This window comes from Kitasatospora sp. GAS204B, from assembly GCF_029892155.1.
Classification (GTDB): Bacteria; Actinomycetota; Actinomycetes; order Streptomycetales; family Streptomycetaceae; genus Kitasatospora.
This window is the reverse complement of record NZ_JARZAG010000003.1, coordinates 179,481-202,257: the sequence shown is the minus strand read 5'-3', so window position 1 is coordinate 202,257 and position 22,777 is coordinate 179,481. Positions and strand designations below refer to the sequence as shown.

Genomic DNA, 22,777 nt, shown 5'->3' with positions numbered 1-22,777 from the left:
TGGGTGGTGCGCCCGTGGCGGGGGGGCTGGTGCCGGCCCCGCCACGGGCCGTCAGGGCGGTGCGGGTCAGTCGCTGGCGGTCAGCTGCGCGGCGGCCTCGCGTTCGGCGGCGACCTTCTCGGCGCGGCGTGCGCGGGCGGCCGCGTAGTCGTCGATCCATGCCTTCGGGTCGTGGCCAAGCGCGTCGGCTTCCTCCCAGGCGGTCTCGGAGAAGTCACCGGCCTCCAGCTCGTCGTCGAGGGACCGCAGCACCTGCTCGGCGAGGCGCGAGTCGGTGACCTGGAGGGCCTGGAGCAGGCGGTGCGCCATCCAGGCGTGCACGCCGGCCCTGGCGTGGGCGCCGATGGCGGACGGGTGCGCGTCGTCGTCCTCGAACAGGTCGTTCGCGGAGATGAGGACCTGCCGGAGCAGCTCGCGTGTGGCGGCGGGGACTGCACTGGAGGGCTTGTCCAGCATCGGGCTCTCCACCGTCTCGGCCGGGGCCGCACCGAGGGTGGTGCTCCACTGCGCGATGGCCTTCTCGCGGGTGGCGCCGTCCTCGCGCCGGGCCGGCATCTGGAGGCCGATGAAGTCGTCTCCGAAGAAGATGAACGGCTCGTTCGGACCGGCCTGGGTGACGCTCAGCCAGGTGCTGGCCGCGCCCCAGCGGCTGAGGTATTCGCTGGTGACGGCCGTCAGCGGGACAGGCTGCGGGTCCTTCGCGAGGAGCTTGGCCACCATGGCGCGCCACTTCGGGAAGTCGCCGTCCTCGCCGGCCATGCTGAGCTCGGCGGTGGGGCTGGTGAACGCGATGCTGCGGGCCGACGGGGTGATGTCGATGAGGGTGTCGCGGTCGTGCCCCTTGACCCAGTGGCGGAGGGACTTGAGCCGCGCGGCGGGGATGGTGACTGCCCAGTCGCCGGCCCCCGAGGTCCTGGTGCGCGCGATGGCCATGGTGTAGCGGTCGGTGGCGATGGCGTGGAGCTGCTGGCCGTCGCCTTCGAGGCGGAGTCCGGCGATGCCCGGGTAGTAGTCGCCGTGGTTGACGTGCGGCTCGACCTTGGCGAGCAGCTGGCGGAGCTTGTAGGCGTTGACGGTGGCCTTGGCCGGGGCGGCGGTCTCGGTGGTCACGTCTGGTCTCCCTGCTGGTGGCGGTGGGCGAGTTGGGCGGTGATCTCGGTCGGGTCGTTGAGGCCGAGGTAGCCGAGGAGGTCGCGCAGGTCGTCGGTGTCGTGTGCGTTGGCGGCGACGTACCGACGGGCGCGGGCCCGCTGGGCAACGGTGGTGCGGGTGTGGGCGCTGATGACGGGGGCGCCCTGGTCGAGCGGGTCCGTCTCGAACTGGTGGCGGCGCGTCATGACGCGGCCTGCTCGGTGCTGCGCTGCCGGCGGCGGTCGTAGACCTTGCGGCGCTGAGCCGGGGTGAGGCCGCCGTAGACCCCGTACCGGGCGCCGGCAGCCGCGTTGCCCTCGGCGTCGAGCGCGAGCTGCAGGCACTGCGCCGTGACCGGGCAGGCCGCGCAGATCCGGACCGCGACCTCGGTACGGTGCCGGGCATGCTGGCCCTCGGGGAAGAACAGGTGCCCGGAGCCGCGGCAGAGCGCGCGGTCGACCCATGCCGCTCGGTTGATGATGAGCGTCATGCGGCACCCGCCAACTCGTCCGCGATGATGGCTGGCAGCGGGACGCCGGTGCGCTCGTGGGCCTTCTGCACCGCGTTCCAGGTCACGCCGAATCGGTCGGCGATCGCGGAACGCGGCAGGCCCTGCAGTACCAGCTCGGCCGTGTCCTCCACGATCGCCGCAGCCCGACCCTGGGGCGACGGCATCGTCTCCACGGCGTCGGCCAGGTCCCGAACCGACCCGGAGACCCGAACCGGTGTGGCTGGGCGCCCGTACTCATCCCAGGTGACGAACGCCAGCAGGTCGGCGATCTCGGCGTCCGGGTCGACCAGGGCGGCCAGCACCACCGGCAGGGCGTCCCGCTCGACCTGGGTGAGGCGGGCGAGGGCCTGCTGGATGTCGCGCCGGTCGCCGTCGCCGTGGACGAGGCAGACCAGGGCGGCCGCGTGGGGCAGCAGCCGCTCGGCCAGCTCGCCCCGCTGCTCGGGCGTCATGACGCACCGTCCGGGGCGGCGAGCCGGTCCTGGAGCCACTGGTAGGTGATCTCGGTGCGGTCGTTGCCGAGGTCAGCCAGCTCAACCCGGCCGAGCATCGCGTCGATGTCGCTCGTCCAGACGCGCATCGCCATGCGCTGCAGCGGGTTGGTGAGCAGGAAGCCGATCACCTGGTGGAGCCGGGCGTTCTCCTGCTCCAACTGCACCGCGATCCGGCGCGCCCGGTCGCGTTCGCTACGCAGGCGCATGCGCTCCCTGCTGAGGTAGCCCATCTCCTCGCGGATGGTGGGCTCGTGTCCGACGAACTCGGCGAGGTGGACGCGCAGGCGCTCAACCTCCTCGCGGAGAGCGTCCATGCTGGTCGGTGGCAGGGCGGCGTTCACTCGGCACCTCCGGCGGTGATCTGCGGCAGGACGATGTCGGCCAACAGACCGGCCTGCCAGGCCTCGGCCACCAGGTCGCGGCCGGTCTTCTCGAACCGCACCGAGTGCGAGCGGGCTCGGGTGGCCCGGATCTCGACGCCGGGCACGTCGTGCACCTCGCCGGTCTGCTGGTCGCACCACTGCGGCACGCCAGCGGCGGTGAGCTCGGCGAGCAGCGCGGTCGTGAACGCCGGGCGGACCTCGGTGACGAAGCGCCGGACCACGTTGTCCTTGCCGGCCGGGTGCTGGTCACGGACCCAGGCGAGGTAGGCATCCGGGTCGGTGACGACCGCTGCCGGAGCCGGGTCGGTCAGCGAGACCTTCGCGACCAACTTGCCGTCAGGCAGCCGCGCCTCGATCTGCCGCACGCCAGCCGCCGCATCCAACTCGGCCTGCACCTCGGTGCGGACCGCCTTCAGCGCGTCCCCGATCCGGTCGGACAGGGCCTTCAGCACGGCCTCGCGGGCCGCAGCGTCCTGGAGACTCATGCCGCACCCCGCAGCAGGGCCGCCATCTCGCGGATCTGCTCGACTGTGGCGCCGGTGAGGGCGACGCCATAGGACTGGGCGAAGTCCGTCTCCAGGGTGGCCGCCACGTCCGCCGCGACGGCGGCGCCACGCAGCTCGTCGAGCGCCCTCGCGCGCGGGTCCGTTGGTGCTGCGGTGGGCCGTTCCGCCGCGAGCCGCTCGTCCGTGACCGAGTGGGCGTCGACCCGGACGGCGTGGTACTGCGAGGATGCGGCTAGGGCGACCTCGTGGTCGGTCGGCTGCTGCGGACGTGTCGGCGCCGCCTTCGGCTTCGCGGCCTGCCCGTATTCAGCGATCAGCGCTCCGAGCGTCATCGACGCCCTCGACACCGGGTGCTGGACGGCGGCGTCCAGCAGGTTCCGTCCCTTAGCTCGGTTGTGCAGGTCGATGGCAGCCTGGTAAGTCAGCCCCTCGGCGAGCAGGTCGTCCAGGATCACCTGGACAGGGTCGACGCCCTCGCCGAGCCACTCCAGGATCACGTTGGCGACATCCTCGCCCGGGTGCCGGTACACGGCCCCGGTCAGTGCGGGGCAGCGGGTCTTCGTGAACGTCGCCGTGCCCTCCACCATGGTGGCGATGACGTCGAACTCGTATTCCGTGCCTTCCCGTTGGATGACCTTGACGCCGTGGTGGGTGACCTTGCCGCCCTCCAGCGAGTAGTCGTTCTTCGTCCGCAGCGTGACGATCAGGTGGCCCGGGAACCGGAGCAGCGTGTCGAGGGTCTCCTGCTCGATCGGCGTGGCCTCCTTCCAGCCGCCGAAGGTGCCTGCAGCTCCGGCCTTGCGGCCGAACCCGTCGACCAGCTCCAGCAGGCCGCCCTTCCCGGCGTAGAAGTGCGACCAGGAGTCGACGATGAGGCACGCGATCCCCGCGTCAGCGGCCGCATGCACGGCCTTGGCCAGGTCACGCGGGTCGTAGGAGTCCATGGGCAGGTGAAGGAACTGGTGGCCGCCAAGGTCGGGCCGGCCGGGCACCGGCGCGTACTTGGCGGCGGACCGGCGCTCGGTGTCAATGAGGCCGATCGGGCCGCCAGCGGCCAGGGTCTCGGCCATGAGCAGGGCGGACTTGGTCTTGCCGGACCCGGCCGGCCCCTGGAGGGCGATGCGGGCCTTTGCCTGCTCACGCGTGGCCGGGGCGAAGGTGAAGCTGGTCATCAGGGGTGTCTCCGTGATGTGGGCCGGGCGCTCGCGGCGCCCGGCGGAAGTTCGAGGTGGGTCAGGCCTTGCGGGGCTGGCCGGTGCGGGTAGTGATCACGTCAGCGCCCGCTTGCCGGCGGGCTCGCCGCTGCCGTTCTCGATCGCGTCGATCGCGGCCTCGTCGTAGCCGAACTCCCGGTGGAGCTGGCGGCGGAGGCTGCTGTTGGCGGTGGTCAGCCGGTCGCGCTCGTCGGCCACATCGCGCAGGCCGCGGTGCGACTGCTTCAGCAGCTCGGCGGCCTTGGAGTGCTCGCCCTCGGCGGCCTCGGCCCGCTGTGCGGCGGCGGACGCCCGTGCGGCCTCGACGTCCAGCGCCTGCCGGGTGACGGTGAGCTGGCGACCCAGCTCGGCCGCGTCCGCCTGCAGCGCCTGGAAGTCGTCGGCGAGCCGCTTCGGGTTGCCCGGCTGCCACTGCTCGGGCTCGGTGCTCCGGCGGCGCAGCCACGTCGGCAACGGCATGGACAGGAACGGCATCATCGGGGGTCCCCCTTGCGGTCGTTGGTGAGGGTCAGGCCGAGGGCGGTGGCGACGCAGCGCGCCGCGGCCAGCAGGGCCCGGCAGCACACGCCCGTCACCAGCACGCAGGCGGCCAGGCAGATCAGCGCGAAGATCACGACGACCTCCGCAGCTGGCGCGGGATCACGCGGGCTCGGTCAGCGGTCGAGCACATCCCGCCGCAGTGGCTGCGCTGGACGGCGAGCGCCCGGCGGTACCGCAGGAACGCGAGGCGGCGGCGCCAGACGGCGCGCAGGCGGCTCACAACGTCCCCAGAGCGCGCATGTTGGCCAGCGTGTTCGCGTAGGCGCGGCGCGTCTCCTCACACCAGTCCGCCGGATCCCCGTGCTGGTCGACCCACTGGGCCATCAACTCCAGCTCGGCCTCGGTGTACCGCTCGCGCACCGGAAGCGGCACCGGCCGCTGGCCGGCGCTCATGCCGCCACCGCCGTTGCGCTCGGTACCGACGGGACCAGGCTGGCCGCACGCACCACCGGCAGATCCGGCACCTCGTCCTCGGCCGTCACGGCCACCACGACCAACAGGCCGTCCGTCAGGTGCCAGTCCAGGCCACCCGTCGCGAACAACTGGCCGCCGCGGCGCTCGTACCGGCCCGTCGTCGCCAGCGTCCGCCGCGGCCCCGCCGCGATCCAGTACGCGTTCAACTCGGTGATGTCGGCGGCGACGATCGTCCGCCGGGAGATGTTCGGGTCGACGGGCGCCAACGAGGCGCCACGGTCGGTAGGCTGGCTCATGGCCTGCCCCTTCCTCTTGTTCTGTCAGATCGGGTGAAGTGGTGGGCTTCGGGTCGCTCCCTGGGGTCGCATCCGGGGGCGGCCCGCCCACAGTTGGGGGTCAGGCCGAGCGGCGGCTAAGCGCCTGCTCGGACTGGATGGCCCTGGCCTGCTGGCCGTCTGCGGATCCCTCCGCGTGCCAGGCCTTCACTGCGGCGAGGTCGAAGCGCCGCTGTCCACTGCGGAGCCGCTCGACGGGGCATCCGTCCCGGACCCACTTGTTGACGAGCCAGGCGGAGACGCCGTAGTAGGTCTCCAGCTCGGTCTGCTTAAGCAGTGGGGCCGGCAGCGTGCTGACGGTCATCGGCTCTTGACCTTTCTTCTGTAGAAGTAGAAGCTCCAGGCATGTCGAAGAGCTTCTGGAGCGGCTGGCCGAGCGCGTCGGCTATCAGCCATGCGGTGCGGAGTCGGCATCTCTCCCGCCCCGAGCTGCCGCTGGAGACGAGCACTCCGACGGCTGACCGGCTGACTCCGCGTCCGAGCGGGTCCACCGACTTGGTGGCCTCGGCGAGCTTCGGGATCGACCAACCGCCGGCCAACATGGCGTCGCGGATTGGCTGGCCGTCGCTCTTGCGGTGCAGGCGGGACATGCATGACCTCGCGGTTTGTGGTTGTCGGCTGCAGTGCTTGCCGCTGACATCTACAGTTCTACAGTAAAAGTAGAAGAGCGGTCAAGGGGGTTCGGGAGGGGTTCGGGAGAGCGTCAGGGGGAACGATCACCATGGTTGCAGTGATTCGAACGTGCGTTCTAAGCTCGGCGAGTTTCCGCCAGCCTTCTACAGTGCGCTTGTAAACGTAGAAGGCTGTTTGGCATGCTTGCGTACATGGACAAGCTTGACGAGAGCAGCGAGACGCTCGCGCAGCTGATCCGGAGGGTCCAGGAGCAGCATCCTGAGCTGACCCAGACCGAGATCGCGCGCAGGGCCGGCGTCTCCATCTCCGCCGTCAACACCTGGGTGAACGGCGTGCGGGTCCCATCCCGGAAGTCCTGTGACAAGCTCGCGGACGCCATCGGCGAACCTCGCGAGCACGTGTTCGCCGCAGCAAGCCGCCGCGCGCCCGGCCCGCTCAGCCCGGACGCCGAGCAGCGGATCTTGGAGCTCTACCGTCGGCTCACCGCTGACGAACAGCGGATCATGGAAGTCCAGATGGCCGCGCTCGCGAGTCGGGACGCCGACTAACAGTCAGCTCGTCCCATGGCAACCCGTCAGCAGACCGGAATCTCTGGTTCAAGGCGATAGCGCTGCAGTTCCCGCAGCGGTATGTTCGTGTGCCCAGACACCCCACGAGATGCCGCTGCACCGTCCTCCCCCAGCGGCCCTGACGGCCACCCATGCCCCAAGGGGGACGCTCGCATGTGCATCCTCGTCCACCGCAGCCCACACCCAAGCAGACCCTGGGACGCCGTGCTCGGCGTCATCACCATCCCCGCCGGCCTCTCCTGCGACCGCCAAGTCATCGCCGTACGCGCGGTTTTGGCTGAACTTGGCATCCCTCAGCCGCAGGATGAGGCAGTGTGTTGGTGCGGGGCCCCCGTGGAGACCTTCCGGGTGCCCGCTCAACGACACAGGGAGGCTTACGTTGCCTCGTAGGGCACTCAACAACCCGCGCCAGCTCCGCAGCAAGAGCTGCGGCTGCGCCGCCTGCCTGGAGGAGTATCCGGGCGAGCGGAAGAAGCGTCGGGACTGCATCGGCTCCTGGCAGGCCCGGTACCGCGGGCCGGACGGCAAGCAGAAGGCGAAGCACTTCGCGAAGAAGGGGGAGGCGGACGCCTTCCTCGACCAGGTGCGTACGACGGTCCGGCAGGGCACCTACCTGGACCCGAAGCGCGGCCAGATGAAGCTCGCAGACTTCCACGCGACGTGGTGGAAGACCCAGAAGAAGAAGGGGCGCCCGACCACCCGCGGCCGCAAGGAGTCGATCTGGGCCGTCCACGTCGAACCGAAGTGGGGGGCATGGCCGGTGGCATCGGTCGGCTTCATCGAGCTGGACGACTGGCTGCAGAACGAGGTGAAGGGCTACCACACCCGCAAGAAGACCTTGGAGTACATGCGGAAGCTGTTCCAGGCCGCCATCCTGGACAAGCGGCGCGTGGACAACCCCTGCTTCGGCATCGCACTCGAGGCGCCTCCTGCGAAGCATGCCGACGCACTGGCCCCGCCGACCGACGAGCAGTGCGCGCTGATCCGTGCCCAGCTGCCCGAGTACTACCGGCCGCTCCTGGACTTCGCGGATGAGACCGGCATGCGCTGGGGCGAGTACACGGGGCTGCGGTTGTGCAACGTCGACCTGGTGGGCGCCACGGCGAGCGTCAAGGAGATCATCTCCGAGGATGACAGCGGGCTCTTCCGACAGCCGGCGCCCAAGACGGACGCCGGCTTCCGGACGGTGCCGCTGACACCGACCGCAGTGGCTGCGGTGCAGAGCATGGTCGATCGGTGGAAGCCGAAGGCGACCCGGTCGGACATCGCGGACGGCGAACTGCACTCGGAGGAACTGCTGTTCCTCGGCCCGCGCGGTGGGGTGCTCAGCCGGCACAACTTTCGCCGTGTTTGGATCAAGGCGATCCAGGATGCGGGCGTTGCGCGGAAGGTGGTCAATTTGGAGACGAAGCGGACGGAGTGGTGGCCGCGGATCCACGACTACCGGCACCGGTTCGCGTCGCGGCTCAAAGACCTCAACGTGCCGGAGAAGGACGTTCAGGTGATCATGGGGCATGATCGCGGGTCGAAGGTGACGTGGTTGTACACTCACGCCGGGCCGGAGGTAGTGGAGTCGGTGCGGGCCGCTCTCGCGGGTGCTGACCAGCCGCGACTGCGCGTGGTGTCCTGAGTCCACAACGAATCCACATCCCCTGATAGCTGATCCTCTCTCAGCCTCTCTCAGACTTACAGTCGAGGGGGGCTGAGTCGGTTCCGCTAAGCACTCTCCGCCTCTCCGGAACTCTCAAAACCTCGGAGACTCGCTTTCCTGTTCTTGTAAAGCGGGGGTCGTCGGTTCGAACCCGACAGGGGGCTCAGTGCGCCACCCCGGATGAGCTGCAGGTTCGGCCTTCTGGGGGCTTGATCACCGGCCTCGGACTCCTGGTCCGAGGCCGTTTGCGTGAGCGATGCGTGAGCGGATGGCGCGGTGGGCTGGGGGTTCGCGGTGGACTGGGCAGCCTTGCGCGGCTTGTTCGCCCGGGGGACGAGCTGCGCTGCGGCCTCGGCGATGGCCCGGTCGACCTGGGGGAGCAGGGTCGTGTACGTGTCTGAGGTGATGCCGATCGAGGAATGGCCGAGCATCTCCTTGATCGTGTGCAGGTCCGCTCCGGCGGCGTGAGCGAGGCTCGCCGCGCCGTGGCGGAGATCGTGCAGGCGGATCGGCGGGAGGCCGGCCTCGTCGGCCAACTCGCGGAAGCGGTCTGTGACGGCGGTGGGGTGCAGCCACTCGCCGCTTTCCTTGGTGAAGACCCGGCCGGTCTCGACCCAGGCGCCGCCCCACTTCTCGCGGTCGGACCGCTGCCGCTCGCGGTGCGCTTCCAGGACGGCCACGGTCTCGGAGTCGAGGGCGATGGTGCGGGCGCCCGCGTCGGTCTTGGGGTCGTCCTCGTAGACCGCCCAGCCGTCCACGACGAGCTGTTTGGCCACCGTGAGGAGTCCGGCCCTCAGGTTGGTGTCGGCCCACCGCTGGCCGCACGCCTCGCCACGCCGGAGCCCGCGGAAGGTGATGAGGTGGAACAGCGCGTAGAGGCGGTCGCCAGCGGCCTGGTCGAGGAAGGCGCCGGTCTGCTCCGGCGTCCAGATCATCACCGAGGACGGCCGCTCGCCGGTGAGCTCCCACTGCTCGATCCGCTCATCCGTCCAGACGAGCGGCTTGGGCCGCTTCGCGGACTCCAACTCGACGTGGGAGGCCGGGTTGAAGGTGATGATCTGCCGCCGGATCGCGGCGTTGAGACCGGCCCTGAGCGTGGAGCGGATCCGCTGGCAGGTCGCTGCGCTGACGGTGCGCCGGAACGGCTCCATCTCGGCGAGGGCGGCCTTGAGAGCCTTGCGCTGCGCGCGGAACTCCCGCCCCTTCCAGGGAATCTGGGCCAGCTCGTCGATGGTGGCCTGCCGCTGGGCGTTCGCCTCGGCGATCTCGATGTTCGCTTCCTCGATGGCCGCGAACATCTCCTCCAGGTGCTGGACTCGGAGGCGGTCGAGCCGGATGTGGCCGATCCGCGGCTTGAGGTGCAGCCGGATGCTGCTCTCGTCGCGGCTGATCGCGGTCTGGCGGCCGCGCTTGCCCGCCAACCACTGATCGAGCCACTCGCCGACCGTCAGCCGGTTCTGGAGGTCCTGGCCGGAGGTGAGTCGGCGCCGGATCTCCTCGACGTCGGGCAGCGGGGCCTTCTCGTGGCCGACCTGCTCCAGGAGGTCGGCTATCTGGGCAAGGCCCTCGGGGTCGTCCGAGTCCGGGATGTGCAGCAGCTCGCGGACCTGGTCGAGATCGGCCTGGGCGGCCTTGCGGGACTCGTAGCCGGAGCGGTTGAAGGCCCGGCGCGAGCCGTCCGGGCGGTTGGGCAGCTCCTGGCGTATCGCGTAGGAGCCGTGCTTGCGGCTGGCGAGCTTGGGGCACGACTTGCCGAGCGGCTTCCCGGTGTCGGAGTCGCGGCAGTAGCAGCGATGGTAGGTGGAGCCCTTCAAGACGGTCCTTCCTATGCACGGTTGGCGGAATTGGCTTCCTCATCGAGGAACGCGAGGTGGCTCGGAAGCGGGGGAGGAGTCAGGTCCCACTCGCGCAGTCGGGCTCGGATCGGCAGGAGCTCCGAGCGGACGGCTTGGACCAACAGCTCGAACTTCGCGTCGGATCCGGGCGGCCAGGTATCTCCTCCGGGGAGGAACTGGAGCTGCCAGGCGTCGTGGTGGCTGGTTCGGAGGTTTTCCTCCTTGCTGGCGTACGTCCGGAACAGGGCCGCGTCGCCGGTCGCGTGATCCACGTCCTCGCCGACGAACCAGCTGAAGGCCGTCCACGGGTCCGAGCGTTCGGAGGGGAGGTACTCCACGCTGCTTCCGCCGAGGGGGAAGACCAGCGCGGCCGGCGGCGTGTCGACCGCTCTGGCGAGCACGATGAGCTCGGGAACGGTCAGGGTCAGCCGCCGTCCTGACTCCCAGTTCGCGATGACGTTGCGGGGGATGGGGTGGCCCAGCTCCTCGCAGGCATCGGCCAGGTCCTGCGCGGTCATGCCCAGCTCCTTCCTGGCCCTGCGGACCTCGGCGATCACGGCTTTCGTGATCCGGGCTGCCCACTCTTCCATCGCTTCTTGTGTCATATCGACACTTTATGGCCGCGCATTCTGTCCCTTGTTCCCGCGACCCGCCGGGGGCGCGCCGACGAACGGAGACAGCTGTGCGAACCGAGACCGTGAACCAGGAGACCTTCGGCATGAGCCGGGCCGAGCTGCTCGTGCTGCCGGCGGCCATCGACCTGGACACTGCGAACCGGGCGATCGGCCTCGGCCGCAGCAAGGGCTACGAGCTGGCGCGCCGGGACGCCTACCCCTGTCGAGTCCTGCGGCTGGGCAAGAAGTACCGCGTCATCACTGCCGATCTGCTTCGCCTGCTGGGCATTGACCCGTCGGTCGAGGGCAGTGTCGGCGACGCCGCGTGACGGTGTTGTGGGCGGGCTGCGCGCACGGCTGTCTGCCGTGGGCGGACTGCCCGCCCGAACAGTGGATCTTCCCCGGAAGCGGTCGTATCGTCGCGGTCGCCAGCAGGTCGCCGCGACCGCAACGCGGCTCCGTTGCCTGCACGTTGAGTCGCAGACGCGGCCAGGCATGCGAAGGCCCCCGGTGCTACGAACACCGAGGGCCGGGCGAAGTCCCCAGATCAGGCGAACCGTTCGAACCGGTGGCGCGCGACTGCCAGGTCGTGCGCCCCAGCGAGGAGCTTCACCATGGACTCTACTTCTCCGCAGTCCATACCGGGAGGCCCGAAGCCTTGGCCTCCCACCGCGATCCCCGGCAGGCCCGGTCAGTACCGCCCGGCGATCGGTCAGAACGCTGAACTGACCGACGAAGCTGACCGGAACTCCGCCGGACTGACCGGGTCACTGACCGCCGTGACCACCGACCAGCCGGTCAGTGACCCGGTCACACCGGTCACTGACGCTGAGCTACCCAAAGCAGTTGGGCAGATTGACCGGCTGACAGCCGAGTCTGCGCTGACCGACCCGGGCGCCCGGTCAGGTGACCCGGTCGCCCCCGCGACGCCAGGTGCGGGCCTGCTGTCCGAACTCCGCTCGGCCATCGCCAGGTACGTCATCCTGCCGTCCGAGCAGGCCCTGGACGCGGTGACGCTGTGGGTGGCCGCCACCCACCTGCAGCCTGCGTGGCAGCACGCCCCGCGGCTGGCGGTGATCGGCCCCGCCAAGCGGTGCGGCAAGTCCCGGCTACTCGACGTGATCACCGAGACCGTCCACGACCCGCTCATCACGGTCAACGCGACCCCGGCGGCCATCTTCCGGTCGATAACCGACAAGCCGCCGACCCTGCTGGTGGACGAGGCTGACACCCTGTTCGGCAGCGTCAAGGCTGCGGAGAAGAACGAGGATCTGCGCGGCCTGCTGAACGCCGGTCACCAGCGCAACCGGCCCACACTGCGGGTGTCCGGGCCCGACCACAAGCCAATGAAGTTCCCCACCTTCGCCATGGCGGCCCTGGCCGGGATCGGTGACCTTCCGGACACGATCATGGACCGGTCGGTGGTCATCCGCATGCGTCGCCGAGCACCGGGCGAGACCGTCGCCTCGTTCCGCACCATTCGGGACACCCCGGGCCTGCACGGCCTGCGAGAGCGCCTCCGCGCTTGGGTGGCACCTCTGGTCGACGTGGCTGGAGAGCTGGAGCCTCCCATGCCCGTCGAAGACCGCGCCGCGGACACCTGGGAGCCGCTGGTGGCGGTCGCCGACCTCGCCGGAGGCGAGTGGCCCGTCCGCGCCCGTGCGGCCTGCCGCGCCATGACCGCGCACGAGTCCGGACAGGACGAGGACGGCGGCCTGAAGAGCAGGATCCTGCTCGACATCCGCCGAGTCTTCGCAGCGGGCGGCAATCCGGACGCCCTGTCTACCGAGCACCTTCTGGCCGCCCTGAAGGCCGACAGTGAGGCCCCGTGGGCCGAATACGGACCCACCGGGCTGAGTGCACGAGGACTGCAGCTCCTGCTCAAGGACTACGGCATCAGCTCGGCGAACATCTGCTTCGACCGCGACACCCAGCGCAAGGGCTTCACCCGCAACAGCTTCCTGGACGCCTGGAACCGCTACTGCCCCGATCCGGCCGAGCAGCCCTCCAGGATCGGCCGCTGACCCTCCACCACCCGTACCACCCGTCCCCGCCCAGCTCAGGGCGGGGACGGGTCACTTCCCCGCAACGAGTCCAGCCGTCCCGTCTCCGCGATCCGTACCAGCCTGACCAGCAACGCGACGGGTGGGACGACTGTGACGGCATCCTGGTGTCCGTCGGAGGACCACAGGCTGAGACCGCACGCGGAGCAAGTTATGGGGTAAGGAGTCCTTGCCCCGAGGTTCTGCTTGGTCGGCGGCGGAGCAGCCGAGCCTGCGGGCCGAGGGCGGCCAGAGTTGCAAGCGGCTCGACGTACTGCACCTGTCCCAGAAGCCCACGCCCGTCGCGCGCCCCGTGCGCTTGTGCGCTCTTCCTGCGCCTCCCTACGCGTCGATACCGTACGCCGCTGTGGCTAATAAGAAGAGAATGAACGGCATTTGGCGCTACTGGGGGCTGATTGCTTTCGTCGTTGCTATGACCGGATGGTTGACCGCTGACTTTGGGCCCCTAGCGATCACAGCTCTGTCTGCTCTGAGCTTCCTGTGGTTTCTCTTCCAAGCACCAGTCCCGTGTGCCGCTCTGAATCGTGGTGAGGCGCAGACCTGCCGCAACAACGGCCGTGGTGTTCTTCGTGGTTGCCACATCAAGCAGCATCAATGGCAGAAGCTGAAGGGACTCGTCGTGCGACGCCGGTGGCGAGAGATCTCGGCGGACCTTTTCCCCAACGCCACTACGAGCCTCGCGAGCCTGGGTGCGATCGTTGCCCTCCTCTCCTCGATCATCGGTGTCGCGAAGTCCCTTACCGGAAAAGGCTGATGTGTCTGCGACAAGCTGAGTCGCACTCCTCAGTCCCACCGAGCGAGTGGGCAGAGCAAGTTGTCGCGTTGGATATCCCAAGGGCTACTCGACGTGGTTCCCTCGACCGGAGGGCCGAGCGCTGGTGATCTCGAAGACTCGCCTCCGCAGGGGCTCCTCAAGGTCGAGGTTGTCGCCCCGGGTGGTGGTCTGCAGGAGTTCGGTGATGACCACGAGTTCCGCGAACCTCCCGGCGGGCGTGTCGAGGATGTGCCCGAGCCGCCGCCGGATGTCGGCAGCGGTGTCGGGCACCAGGAGGCTGTAGGAGTACAGCAGCGCGGCGTCGTAGCCGGCCGGCGCGATGCCCCAGCCTTCCCAGTCGAGGACCGTGAGGGTCGGGCCTGTGAGGTTGGCCCAGTGCAGGTCGCCGTGGGCGGTGGTCCAGGAGGGGGCCTTGGTGTCGATCGGGATGCCGAGGTACTGCGGCATGGCGCGGTCCAGATACTCCTGACGGACCGCCACCCGGTCGCTGGGGACGGCGGCGATGGCGTCGAGGGCTGTGCTGAGTCCGTCCCACCAGGCGTCGTCCAGGTCGGGAGCCTTCCGGAGGATCGGCTCGTGGGTGGTGATGGTGGGAACGGTGACCCTGTCGTACAGCTCGGCCAGGTAACCGTCTTCGTCTTCGGTCCAGGTGTGTCGGCTCCTCAGGCGTGGCCTGGGGACCGTAGGAGGCATGAGGAGCTCTGCCTCCTGCGGTCCCTCCCAGAGCTTGCCGCCGGCCTTCTCGGCCGGGGCGGACAGCAGACGGAGCCAGCCCACGCCGGACGCCGTGGTGACCGGACGGCTGAGGGTGCGTCCGCGCCAGCCCCACGACTCGTGGGAGCCGTTCGGGATCGCGCCGAGCACCGTCGCCGCTGTGGCGTGCGCCTTGCGCATCCGCTCGGCGGTGTTCGGCTCAGGTTCCGAGTACATCAACGACCCTTCGGAGTAAGTCCGGAGACAGCGGCGGTCGGCCGACGGCTTCGACTGCCTGCGTCCAGTGTTCCGGGTTTCCGGTCGACAGGAGCACACGCGTCACCCCAGGGGCAGATGCCACGATGGCGAGAGCCACCTCGGCAGGAGCCCAAATGGGGTTGATCAGCTCGGACAGCTCCGGGGTCACCATGCCGGGGATCTCGCCGCCGTGGAGCGGGGCGGAGGCGAACACCTCCAGCCCCGCTGCCGCCGCATCGACGACCGGTCCGCGTCCGTCGAGAGCCTGAGCGACGGGCGCCAGGTGGACGAGCGAGATCGGGAGCTGGATCGCTCGGAGGTGGTGGTTCGCGCCACCAGCCTTGGTCGCGAGGTCGAGCAGCGTTGGCACGTCGAACACACTGCTGCTGATGCCCCGCCAGGTCGCCACGCCGTAGGAGCTGATGACCTGGTGGTTGCACGCCTCTTCCAGAGCCACGAAAGCGGCATGCAGCCGCGCGGGGACGTCGGCCTCCCCGCAGCCGTGTTCGGGGTTGTGCACGAACACCAGGTCGGGCACGCGGCCGAGCACGCGCTTGCTGCGGGCGAGCTGCCAGGCGATGTAGTTCGGGGCCAGGCAGTGCCCGCGTTCGGCGTCCGCTGCGGTCAGCACGTCGGCCTGCAGGCCGAGTTCCCTGGCGTTGGCTGGGACGAAACCCACCTTCGTGGAGATGCGCAGCCCCGGATAGGCGGCTAGCACCTCGGCGAGGGACGCCTCTGCCCGGCCGTGTTCGTAGTTGGGTGCAGTGTCCACCCAGTCCGCTCCGTGGGACGCGGCCATCAGTGCGGCCTCGGCCACGTCAGGGCAGCGGTAGGTGCCCAGTCCCAGCTGCGCCGTCACCGTGGGCGTCCGATGGCAGCGGCCTGGCCGTCGACCAGCTCCGTCACGACACCAGCCGCCTGAGCGAGGGTGATGCCTGCGGCCTGTGCGAGGTCGGCCAGCCGGTGGGGCTCACCGTCGGTGAGGAGCACGAGCATTGGCTCGGCCTTTGCAGCGAACGTCCACTCCTCTCCGCCGGTGGTCAGGTTGATGGTGTCGTCGGGTAGGGCCATGAGGGCGGGCCGCGTGGTGATCAGGCGCACCTGCAAGTCGGGGTCCGGCGGGGCCGCCGTGATGTGGGGCAGCGACGGCGCGAGCCGGGCGCGCTCGGTGGCATCGCGAGCGGTGCAGAAGCGGGCGATCAGGTCGTCGTTCTCCAGCTCGGCCGCGATGAGCTTGCCGAGCGTGTCCAGGAAGGCGCGTTGCTCCTCGGCGGTTCCGAAGCGCGGGATGTCCGCCCGGACGGCCTCGTGGGCTCGCAGTTTCTCCGACAGCCAGGTGATCAGGTCGGCGCCCGTGGTGCTCTGCAGTCCGCACGTGACGTGGAGCGAGTGCTCACCCTCGGAGGCCGCGACGGCGTGCCACCAGCCCCGAGGTAGGTAGAGCACGTCACCGGCGGTGAGGACCAGGTCGGCGATGGGCTCCTCGGGCGGCGGCTCCGGCGTCTCGACGTCGCGGTGCATCGGTGCCGTGCGGGTGGGCCCGTAGATGCGCCAGCGCTTCGCGCCGTCGAGCTGGACGACGACCACGTCGTGGTCGTCCCAGTGAACACCGAAGCCCTCAGTGCCAGTCCAGGAGGCGTACAGGTTGGCCTGTACACCGATCCGCAGCCAGCGCTCCAGCTGGCCGGCCAGGGCACTGATGCCGGGGTGGAGTTCGTCGACCGCGTCCAGCACCAGCGTGGCGCCCTCGGCGAGACGCTTGTGTAGTTCGGAGGGCTGGAGGCGGTGCCAGACGGTGCTTCGCCGGGTGACGATCGGCTGGGAGTACGTGTGCGCGGGCACCTGCTCGCCGTTGGCGGCGAGGCGGAAGCGCGGGGGTTCGAACCGGTGGTGGGTCAGGATGGCGTTGAGGTCATCCCAGCTCATCAGTCCGGCGAGTGACGCGGCGTGCCCGCGTGCGACCTTGAAGCTGAGGCCGAGCGTCTGGGCGAGGAAGTCATCCCCGCCCAGACGCTCAACCACCGAGAAGCGCTCGGCGGTCATCGTGATGCAGCCGTCAGTCGTTGGTGTCGGTGCGGCCGGTGGAACCGCCGTCGGACGGCTGCTCGCCGCGCGAGCGGGCCGCGGTGACCTTCGCGCGGGCGACCAGCAGGCCGTCGCCCTCCAACTCGGTGCTGGTGGTCATCAGGTTCTCGGGCATGAAGTGCTCCTTCGAGGTCATGGGGCGGGCTGGCTGCCCGGCCCCGTCGTGTGTGCTGCGATGGCTCCCGTTGCCCGGGCAAGCCGTAGCGGGGAACCTCAGGTGCTTACGCCGCAGCGCTGTTGGCGGTGCGGCCACCTGCATCCCTCCCGCCCGAGGTGGGTGGGAGGAAGTCTTGTCAGACGTCGGTCGGCACGACCTCCTGTGCGCTCGGGGCAGCGGCCCTCACCAGCGCAGTGAGGCGCTCGTCCCCTGACACGGCGGCGGTGGTGCCGACCTCGAACCAGACCCGCTTGCCGGCGGGGTCCGGCTCCGCGCCCCAGTCCGTCGCGAGTGCCGCCACGAGGAACAGCCCCCGCCCGTCGGTCGCGTCGAGGTCGATCCCACCGGGAGCCGGCAGCTTGTGGCTGCTGTCCACCACCTCGACGCGCAGCCGCCCACTGCCCCAGGACACGCACACGACGCACGGGGCGTTCGTGTGGGACACGGCGTTGGTGATCAGCTCGCTGGAGAGCAACTCGACGTCCCGGAGCGCGTCCTCCGCCAGCGGCAGGCCCCAGCCGCGCACGGTCCGTATCACCCGCCGCCGTGCGTCCGGTACGGCCTCGACACTGGGTAGTACGCGGAAGCCGAACGGGGTGGGGGCGGTGGGTTGCTGGGTGGCGACGGACATGCGCGCGGACCTTTCACGGGGACGAGGTCGGCATCGGGCCGATTCGCGCCGGGATTCACCCGACAGGGATCTACAGAACCGCCTCCAAAGCTGGTGAACCAGAGCAGAATTGATGCGGCAATGGGGGATCCGTGCTGCAAACCTGGCCATGACCTGGCTTGTTGTGGCTACAGACGAACTGACGTACCACTGGAGGACTCGGGATGGCACCCAGGAGGTCCCAGCTGGTCCAGCGCAGGGAGGCCGTCGGCCACACGCAGGAGTCCCTGGCCGAGGCCCTCCAGGTGGACCGTTCGACCGTTGGGCGCTGGGAGAGCGGTAGAGGTAGTCCGCAGCCCTGGATGCGACCGAGGCTCGCCCGGGCCCTGCGGCTCTCCGTCGACCAGTTGGCGGACCTGCTGGCGCCCTCCGGAAGCACCGAAGCAGTTTCATCTCCGGCTGGTGATGACAATGCCTTGGCTCCCGTGCCTGCTCTGCGCACGGACCACGGCAATGGTCTCGTGGCGGTAGTGGCGGCCGACTCAGCGGAGTCCGCGGTCTTCCTCCGCTTCGCGAGCGCCTCCAATGTAGATGACACGCTGCTGGAGCAGATCGATGCGGACATCGCCAGGCTGGCAGAGGATTACGTCAGCAAGCCCGTAGCCGAGGTCTTCCACGACATCGGGGCTCTCCGGCGAGGGGTGTTCGAGCTATTGCACGGCCGCCAACACCCCTACCAGACAAGTCATCTCTACCTACAGGCCGGGCGTCTCTGTGGCCTGGCCACGCATGTTGCCCTCGACCTCGGTCAGTACACAGCTGCTGCTACGCACTCGCGCACGGCCTGGCGCTGTGCGGAGTCAGCTGGCCACAACGGCCTTCGGGCCTGGATCCGATCCGTCCAGTCCCTTATCGCCTACTGGCAGCAGGACCATCGCCAGGCGGCCGAGCTGGCCAGAGCTGGGCTGCTGTACGCGGACGGAGGGACGATCGCAGCCCGTCTGCTCAGTCTCGAAGCACGGGCCACTGCGGCACTGGGCGACAGTGTGAGCGCGCTCCGAGCGGTAGGGGCAGGCGAGGCAGCGCGGAGCACAGTGGCCGCCGTGGATCTCCCAGGCGTGTTCACGTTCCCCGAGGCAAAGCAGTTCACCTACGCCGGCACGGCCCTCCTTGCCCTGGGTAGCCAGGCTCACGTGAACCGCGCCATCGAGGCGTCTTCCAGGGCCATCGCCATGTACGAGTCCGCACCGCAGCAGGAGCAGTCCTCCGGTGACCTACTGGCCGCCCACCTTGATCTCGTCAACGCCCATCTCGCACACGGCGACCTTGACGGTGTGCAGGAGAAGCTCTCGGTGGTGCTGGCTGCCGCACCGGACCGGCGAACAGCGAGCATCTCCAGCCGCCTTCGGGCGCTAAGCACTCGTCTCGCCGAGCCCGCCTACGCAGGCTCCCCGATCGTCCTGAGTCTCCGTGAGAATGTCAGAGAAGCCTGCTCTCGACCCGCACTCACGAACCCTCCGGAGCTGCCACAGTGACGAGCAACGCCGCACAGCAGGACGCCGCTGTCGCCGACAAGTCCATCCTCGCGAACAGCGCCTACGCTGACGGACGCCACCTGGCCGCCCGCCAGTCCATCTACCGGTGGCAGCAGCCGCAGTACGACCTGCCCGGGATCGTCCTCGAAGAGTTGGCCGGCAGCAGCGGGATCGTCCTCGACGTCGGCTGCGGCAACGGCAAGTTCGTCAGCCGCCTGCACAATGACCGGCCGGACCTTCAGGTCGTCGGGATGGACATCTCGGCGGGCATCCTTGCCGATGTCAAGAAGCCGGTCCTGGTGGCCGATGTCCAGGCCCTGCCCTTCGCCGACGACAGCGCCCATGCCGTGCTGGCCCTGCACATGCTGTACCACGTCAGCGACATTGAGGCCACGATCAAGGAGCTGGCCCGTGTCCTTCGGCCTGGCGGCGCGCTCATCGCCTCGACCAACAGCGACACCGACAAGCAGGAGCTGGACAAGCTTTGGGCCAGGGCCGCAGGAGACGTCCTCGGGATCCCCAAGGGGCCGGCACGGGTCTCCCTCAGCTCCCGTTTCTCCCTGGAGAAGGCTCCCGGGTACCTCGGAACGGCGTTCAAGGACATCCGGGTGCGGGAACTGCCTGGCACCATCGAGATCACCGACGCGGCGCCGATCGTCGCCCACCTTGCCTCCTATGAGGCGTGGGCCGACCAATGCGGTGTTCCGTTCCATGAGACCGTCAGCCGGGCAGCCGATATCGCTGCCGCCACTATCGCGACCGAAGGCTCGTTCAAGATCACATGCATGGGCGGAATTCTAGTATGCCGTTATTAGGAGAGCCGCCCGCCACCGTGCGCGGGTCTATTTCTAGGGGATTAGGATCCCTCCCGTAGCAGAAAATCATTGACGCGCGCCAAATAGATTCTCCGGAGTTCACTCATTTCGAGCTCGCCAAAGAAATCGGCGACCTCGGCTGCGTCTTCGACTGGGATTATTGGGCCAGAGTGGGCCATGCGTTGCGCATACTCCTCAACGACGCTTCTGGGGGCGCAGGCATTCAATTTTCTGAGCGTGTGAGCTGCTGCCCCAGTCAAGCCAGGATCATATTCCTTGGACACCCGGACGGCTAGGCAGAAAGCGCCGTCATGGAAACCCTCTCCCTGGAGGAGGGCCATTATCTCAAGTGGTGCATACGACTGATCGATCGACAGATCACCAATCGTCTCCGACACGCGCCTCAGCAGTGCCCGGCTTGCATCCGTTAGTCCGAGTGACCTCATGTTAAAGGCCAGTGGGTGCGTCTGCATGAGATTTGTCGTGTCGACCTTATCGAGCATTCCCTCCAGTCGCCGTACCCCCTCGCTGAAGATATCTGTATCGTGCATAAGTGCAAGCAGAAGAGCAAAATTCCCAACGCTAATTTCGGTCTCGCAGACATGGCGCGCGACGACCAAGGCAGTTCTCTGGGCCTGATCGGTGGCCGATTCCCGGAGGATTTCGACAAGGAAGAGCGGCTCTGATGGCTCGGTCAAGTCAATGCTTGAGATATTCTGTTCTATCTTAAGTGAATATTCGGCTACCGATTCGAGGTGGCCGTGGCGCTCGAGCAACTCCAGGATGGAGCCCATATCAATTGGCGAAGCGACAGGCAGGGTCGCAATTCTCCTGCTGACCCTTTCTGTGGCGATCCCGCTCCACTCAGGAAAGTCCCTCAGTTCTTGGAGTAGCCATCCGAGGCTACTTGAATCCCATTGATCAAGGCTGTCGATAGCACTGGCAGTCATGCTTTGTACTGCAATTTGATCCGCGCGTGGGTTGCGAAGAAGGGAAGCAAGGGCCACAGGGTCACCGTCCATGGCCATAGGAGCCCAGAGCTGTGCTGCTGTTTCATGCATTCCCCTGTCTTCGGCAGCATGGGCATATGTGGGAATGTAAAACCCATCTTCTGCCGCGAGCACGCCACGCCAAAAGCTTGCAGGCACGGGGATCGAAGACCGGTTCTGTCGGGCATCCTGAAGAAGATAATCGGCCAGCCGATATCGTATACCCGGGCTGTCGTCATCCCGGGAGCGAATTCGGGTAAGTGGCCTGATTGCTCCATGGAGTTGTGTCATCGCGTGATCTAGCGAGGCGCAGAACCATTCGTCTTGAAGTGTTCCCCATTGATCGTCATCCAGGTAGCCCTCGGAAGCGATGCGAAGAAATCCTTCGGTGGTCTCGTTTGAATTTCCTACGACACACCAATCCATCGCAGCAGATAGCATGGCCCAGGCCCCTGGGGCGATTTGCTGGGAGTCTATGAAGAACTCCACAAGGGCTGGGCCGGCTGCGATGTATTGAGTTACCCGATCTCTTGCCGATTTGAGAGCCATTCGGACTCTAGGGTCGCGATTCCCCAGCTCCTCGAGTTCACTGGCCGAGAAGTCTGGGGCTATGTCAATTCTTTGGGCTGCATGCTTTAGGAGCCCTCGGGCCTGGCTATGATCGTCCTCCTCGGGGCCGCGTGCCCGGGTGAGGTCTTGCCAGTAATCGGGCCAAAGCGTCCCTATCGCTACTACTTCATCGTTTCCGGAGAGGAATTCTCTCAATGCGGCAGCAGCTTTTTCTCCGCTTGCGGGGAATAGGTATTCTTGAAGCTCGTTGAGCCAGATTATGGTTCTAGGCTTCAGTTTCCCGGGCTGGAGGCATTTAATCAGGGCCTCTGGCTTATTGGGTGATATGGGATGGTGGAGATACCAATCTTGAGGGAGCTTTCGGATGGCCTCGTAGGCGGCGCGAGTCTTGCCGGTTGAGGATCCACCGACGATCACTATCAAGCGCGGCAAGTCTTCGGCGAGGGCGTTCGCGATTATCTGGTCATGTGCGCGTTCTAGGTATTCAGGTAGATCATTTGAGGATCCGGCCACATTGATCGGGCGGTGAACCTCAAGAGCTATCGGATCGCTCCAGGCTGCCAGTGGACGGCCCACCCAATGGTGCGTTGCATCTTCCTTGGCGGCCGTCGGTGATCGCTTTTCGGCCTGCGCGGCCAGTCGCAGTCGCTCAATTCTTGCTATCTCCTCGATTGCCAGCCCGGCGTTTTTCTGAGAGGCGAATGACGAATTCCCCCAGAGTAGTAATGTTCTGACTAGGACGGCTAGCTCGCGCTTTCTCCCTGGTATGGATTTGCAATTAATCCACTCGCTGATTGATGACGTGTTCAATGGCGAGTGTTTGTCGTGTTCCGCCGCTCGTCGCACGACGGCGTGAAGAGATGGGCCCCCGGCGGACTGGTGCAGCGTCCGCAGTGCGGCAGCCAGCCTGGTCCGGGCGTTGCCAGCCTTATCCAACCGTTCCACCTGACCGTCCCGTCCATGCTGCCCACTGTCCGACTCCGGATACTCCGGACATGCTTCTCACCTGCGGGTTTCCCCGGCCGACCGTCTTGAGCGATCGACGGACACTTCCCAGTCTGGACTACTTCCAGTCGTCAGCGAGCAGGGACGAGGAGTTCGGAGACTAGGGTGAAGCTTCTGACTGGAGTTGTGCAGGCAGCGGATGTGCCGGTTGTCTTGGCGGCGGCGGCGGGCCTTGCGCTGGTTGTGGTTGTCGGTGTCGCACTACCAGCGGTTTGGTCCCGTCACGCGTATCGACGGGCTGCCGCTCGTTCAGTTCTACGGTTGCTGATGGAGGCTCTCTCTCGTCGCCGTCGCTGATATGGGAGAACAACGCAGGGAGGCTCCCGTGTGCGTGAGCGATGCGTGAGCGGACGAGATGGCAGGACCTAACTGGATGTGGATCAAGCAATCGG

At 67.9% G+C, this 22,777-nt stretch carries 27 protein-coding genes; 7 read left to right on the top strand and 20 right to left on the bottom strand.

The genetic code is table 11. The features are described 5' to 3' along the window. Positions 1–66 precede the first annotated feature (66 nt). The 12 genes from P3T41_RS05820 to P3T41_RS05765 all read right to left on the bottom strand — a co-directional run bounded on the left by P3T41_RS05820 (position 67) and on the right by P3T41_RS05765 (position 5,832). Positions 67–1,110 carry a hypothetical protein gene (locus P3T41_RS05820; RefSeq protein ID WP_280688330.1) on the bottom strand — a complete coding sequence of 348 codons (1,044 nt, stop codon included), beginning with the start codon at positions 1,108–1,110 and terminating at the stop codon, positions 67–69. Beyond that, on the bottom strand, positions 1,107–1,337 hold the full coding sequence (locus P3T41_RS05815) for a hypothetical protein (protein WP_280688329.1): 231 nt from the start codon (positions 1,335–1,337) through the stop codon (positions 1,107–1,109). Before P3T41_RS05815 ends, P3T41_RS05820 begins: the two co-directional genes overlap by 4 nt. After that, positions 1,334–1,621: a WhiB family transcriptional regulator gene (locus P3T41_RS05810; protein ID WP_280688328.1), complete on the bottom strand. Its 288-nt coding sequence runs from the start codon at positions 1,619–1,621 to the stop codon at positions 1,334–1,336. The genes P3T41_RS05815 and P3T41_RS05810 overlap by 4 nt, the downstream gene beginning before the upstream one ends. Further along, the gene (locus P3T41_RS05805; RefSeq protein ID WP_280688327.1) at positions 1,618–2,094 is read right to left on the bottom strand and encodes a hypothetical protein; all 477 of its coding nucleotides are present in this window, start codon (positions 2,092–2,094) and stop codon (positions 1,618–1,620) included. Before P3T41_RS05805 ends, P3T41_RS05810 begins: the two co-directional genes overlap by 4 nt. Beyond that, positions 2,091–2,477, bottom strand: coding sequence for a hypothetical protein (locus P3T41_RS05800; RefSeq protein ID WP_280688326.1), 387 nt, complete (start codon positions 2,475–2,477; stop codon positions 2,091–2,093). The genes P3T41_RS05805 and P3T41_RS05800 overlap by 4 nt, the downstream gene beginning before the upstream one ends. After that, entirely contained in the window at positions 2,474–3,004 is a 531-nt protein-coding gene (locus P3T41_RS05795; protein ID WP_280688325.1) for a hypothetical protein, read from the bottom strand. The genes P3T41_RS05800 and P3T41_RS05795 overlap by 4 nt, the downstream gene beginning before the upstream one ends. Continuing rightward, the gene (locus tag P3T41_RS05790) at positions 3,001–4,197 is read right to left on the bottom strand and encodes an AAA family ATPase (RefSeq protein ID WP_280688324.1); all 1,197 of its coding nucleotides are present in this window, start codon (positions 4,195–4,197) and stop codon (positions 3,001–3,003) included. Before P3T41_RS05790 ends, P3T41_RS05795 begins: the two co-directional genes overlap by 4 nt. Before the next feature lie 96 nt (positions 4,198–4,293). Then, complete coding sequence (locus tag P3T41_RS05785) at positions 4,294–4,698, bottom strand: hypothetical protein (protein ID WP_280688323.1); 405 nt, start codon at positions 4,696–4,698, stop codon at positions 4,294–4,296. Between the two features lie 14 nt (positions 4,699–4,712). Beyond that, a complete protein-coding gene (locus P3T41_RS05780) occupies positions 4,713–4,853 on the bottom strand; it encodes a hypothetical protein (RefSeq protein ID WP_280688322.1) in 141 nt (46 codons plus the stop codon). A gap of 142 nt (positions 4,854–4,995) precedes the next feature. Continuing rightward, positions 4,996–5,172: a hypothetical protein gene (locus tag P3T41_RS05775; protein WP_280688321.1), complete on the bottom strand. Its 177-nt coding sequence runs from the start codon at positions 5,170–5,172 to the stop codon at positions 4,996–4,998. Further along, positions 5,169–5,489, bottom strand: coding sequence for a hypothetical protein (locus tag P3T41_RS05770; RefSeq protein WP_280688320.1), 321 nt, complete (start codon positions 5,487–5,489; stop codon positions 5,169–5,171). Before P3T41_RS05770 ends, P3T41_RS05775 begins: the two co-directional genes overlap by 4 nt. Positions 5,490–5,589: 100 nt before the next feature. Further along, positions 5,590–5,832 carry a hypothetical protein gene (locus P3T41_RS05765; RefSeq protein WP_280688318.1) on the bottom strand — a complete coding sequence of 81 codons (243 nt, stop codon included), beginning with the start codon at positions 5,830–5,832 and terminating at the stop codon, positions 5,590–5,592. 520 nt (positions 5,833–6,352) lie between these two features. Between P3T41_RS05765 and P3T41_RS05760 the strand changes: the two genes are divergently transcribed. Continuing rightward, positions 6,353–6,709 (top strand): helix-turn-helix domain-containing protein, encoded by a 357-nt coding sequence (locus tag P3T41_RS05760; protein WP_280688317.1) that lies wholly within the window; start codon positions 6,353–6,355, stop codon positions 6,707–6,709. Between the two features lie 400 nt (positions 6,710–7,109). Beyond that, positions 7,110–8,360 carry a tyrosine-type recombinase/integrase gene (locus P3T41_RS05755; RefSeq protein ID WP_280688315.1) on the top strand — a complete coding sequence of 417 codons (1,251 nt, stop codon included), beginning with the start codon at positions 7,110–7,112 and terminating at the stop codon, positions 8,358–8,360. Between the two features lie 86 nt (positions 8,361–8,446). Here P3T41_RS05755 and P3T41_RS05750 read toward each other — a convergent pair whose 3' ends face one another. Then, the gene (locus tag P3T41_RS05750; protein ID WP_280688313.1) at positions 8,447–10,195 is read right to left on the bottom strand and encodes a tyrosine-type recombinase/integrase; all 1,749 of its coding nucleotides are present in this window, start codon (positions 10,193–10,195) and stop codon (positions 8,447–8,449) included. A gap of 11 nt (positions 10,196–10,206) precedes the next feature. Beyond that, on the bottom strand, positions 10,207–10,821 hold the full coding sequence (locus tag P3T41_RS05745) for a helix-turn-helix transcriptional regulator (protein WP_280688311.1): 615 nt from the start codon (positions 10,819–10,821) through the stop codon (positions 10,207–10,209). Positions 10,822–10,934: 113 nt separating this feature from the next. Between P3T41_RS05745 and P3T41_RS05740 the strand changes: the two genes are divergently transcribed. The 3 genes from P3T41_RS05740 to P3T41_RS05730 all read left to right on the top strand — a co-directional run bounded on the left by P3T41_RS05740 (position 10,935) and on the right by P3T41_RS05730 (position 13,647). Beyond that, positions 10,935–11,159 carry a hypothetical protein gene (locus P3T41_RS05740; RefSeq protein WP_280688691.1) on the top strand — a complete coding sequence of 75 codons (225 nt, stop codon included), beginning with the start codon at positions 10,935–10,937 and terminating at the stop codon, positions 11,157–11,159. 552 nt (positions 11,160–11,711) lie between these two features. Further along, complete coding sequence (locus P3T41_RS05735; protein WP_280688690.1) at positions 11,712–12,854, top strand: DUF3631 domain-containing protein; 1,143 nt, start codon at positions 11,712–11,714, stop codon at positions 12,852–12,854. A 385-nt stretch (positions 12,855–13,239) separates the two neighbouring features. Further along, entirely contained in the window at positions 13,240–13,647 is a 408-nt protein-coding gene (locus tag P3T41_RS05730; protein WP_280688309.1) for a hypothetical protein, read from the top strand. Between the two features lie 84 nt (positions 13,648–13,731). Here the strand turns inward: P3T41_RS05730 and P3T41_RS05725 are convergent, their stop codons facing one another. The 5 genes from P3T41_RS05725 to P3T41_RS05705 form a co-directional block, all read right to left on the bottom strand. Next, positions 13,732–14,598 (bottom strand): hypothetical protein, encoded by an 867-nt coding sequence (locus tag P3T41_RS05725; protein WP_280688307.1) that lies wholly within the window; start codon positions 14,596–14,598, stop codon positions 13,732–13,734. Further along, the gene (locus tag P3T41_RS05720) at positions 14,582–15,478 is read right to left on the bottom strand and encodes an aldo/keto reductase (protein WP_280688305.1); all 897 of its coding nucleotides are present in this window, start codon (positions 15,476–15,478) and stop codon (positions 14,582–14,584) included. The genes P3T41_RS05725 and P3T41_RS05720 overlap by 17 nt, the downstream gene beginning before the upstream one ends. Beyond that, entirely contained in the window at positions 15,475–16,662 is a 1,188-nt protein-coding gene (locus P3T41_RS05715; RefSeq protein ID WP_280688303.1) for a cupin domain-containing protein, read from the bottom strand. Before P3T41_RS05715 ends, P3T41_RS05720 begins: the two co-directional genes overlap by 4 nt. Positions 16,663–16,675: 13 nt before the next feature. Continuing rightward, positions 16,676–16,819, bottom strand: coding sequence for a hypothetical protein (locus P3T41_RS05710; protein ID WP_280688301.1), 144 nt, complete (start codon positions 16,817–16,819; stop codon positions 16,676–16,678). A gap of 178 nt (positions 16,820–16,997) precedes the next feature. Then, positions 16,998–17,492 (bottom strand): ATP-binding protein, encoded by a 495-nt coding sequence (locus P3T41_RS05705; RefSeq protein WP_280688299.1) that lies wholly within the window; start codon positions 17,490–17,492, stop codon positions 16,998–17,000. Positions 17,493–17,992: 500 nt separating this feature from the next. Between P3T41_RS05705 and P3T41_RS05700 the strand changes: the two genes are divergently transcribed. After that, a complete protein-coding gene (locus P3T41_RS05700) occupies positions 17,993–19,006 on the top strand; it encodes an XRE family transcriptional regulator (RefSeq protein ID WP_280688297.1) in 1,014 nt (337 codons plus the stop codon). Further along, positions 19,003–19,821: a class I SAM-dependent methyltransferase gene (locus P3T41_RS05695; RefSeq protein ID WP_280688295.1), complete on the top strand. Its 819-nt coding sequence runs from the start codon at positions 19,003–19,005 to the stop codon at positions 19,819–19,821. The genes P3T41_RS05700 and P3T41_RS05695 overlap by 4 nt, the downstream gene beginning before the upstream one ends. A 41-nt stretch (positions 19,822–19,862) precedes the next feature. Here the strand turns inward: P3T41_RS05695 and P3T41_RS05690 are convergent, their stop codons facing one another. Further along, complete coding sequence (locus P3T41_RS05690) at positions 19,863–22,190, bottom strand: hypothetical protein (protein WP_280688293.1); 2,328 nt, start codon at positions 22,188–22,190, stop codon at positions 19,863–19,865. Between the last annotated feature and the right edge of the window lie 587 nt (positions 22,191–22,777).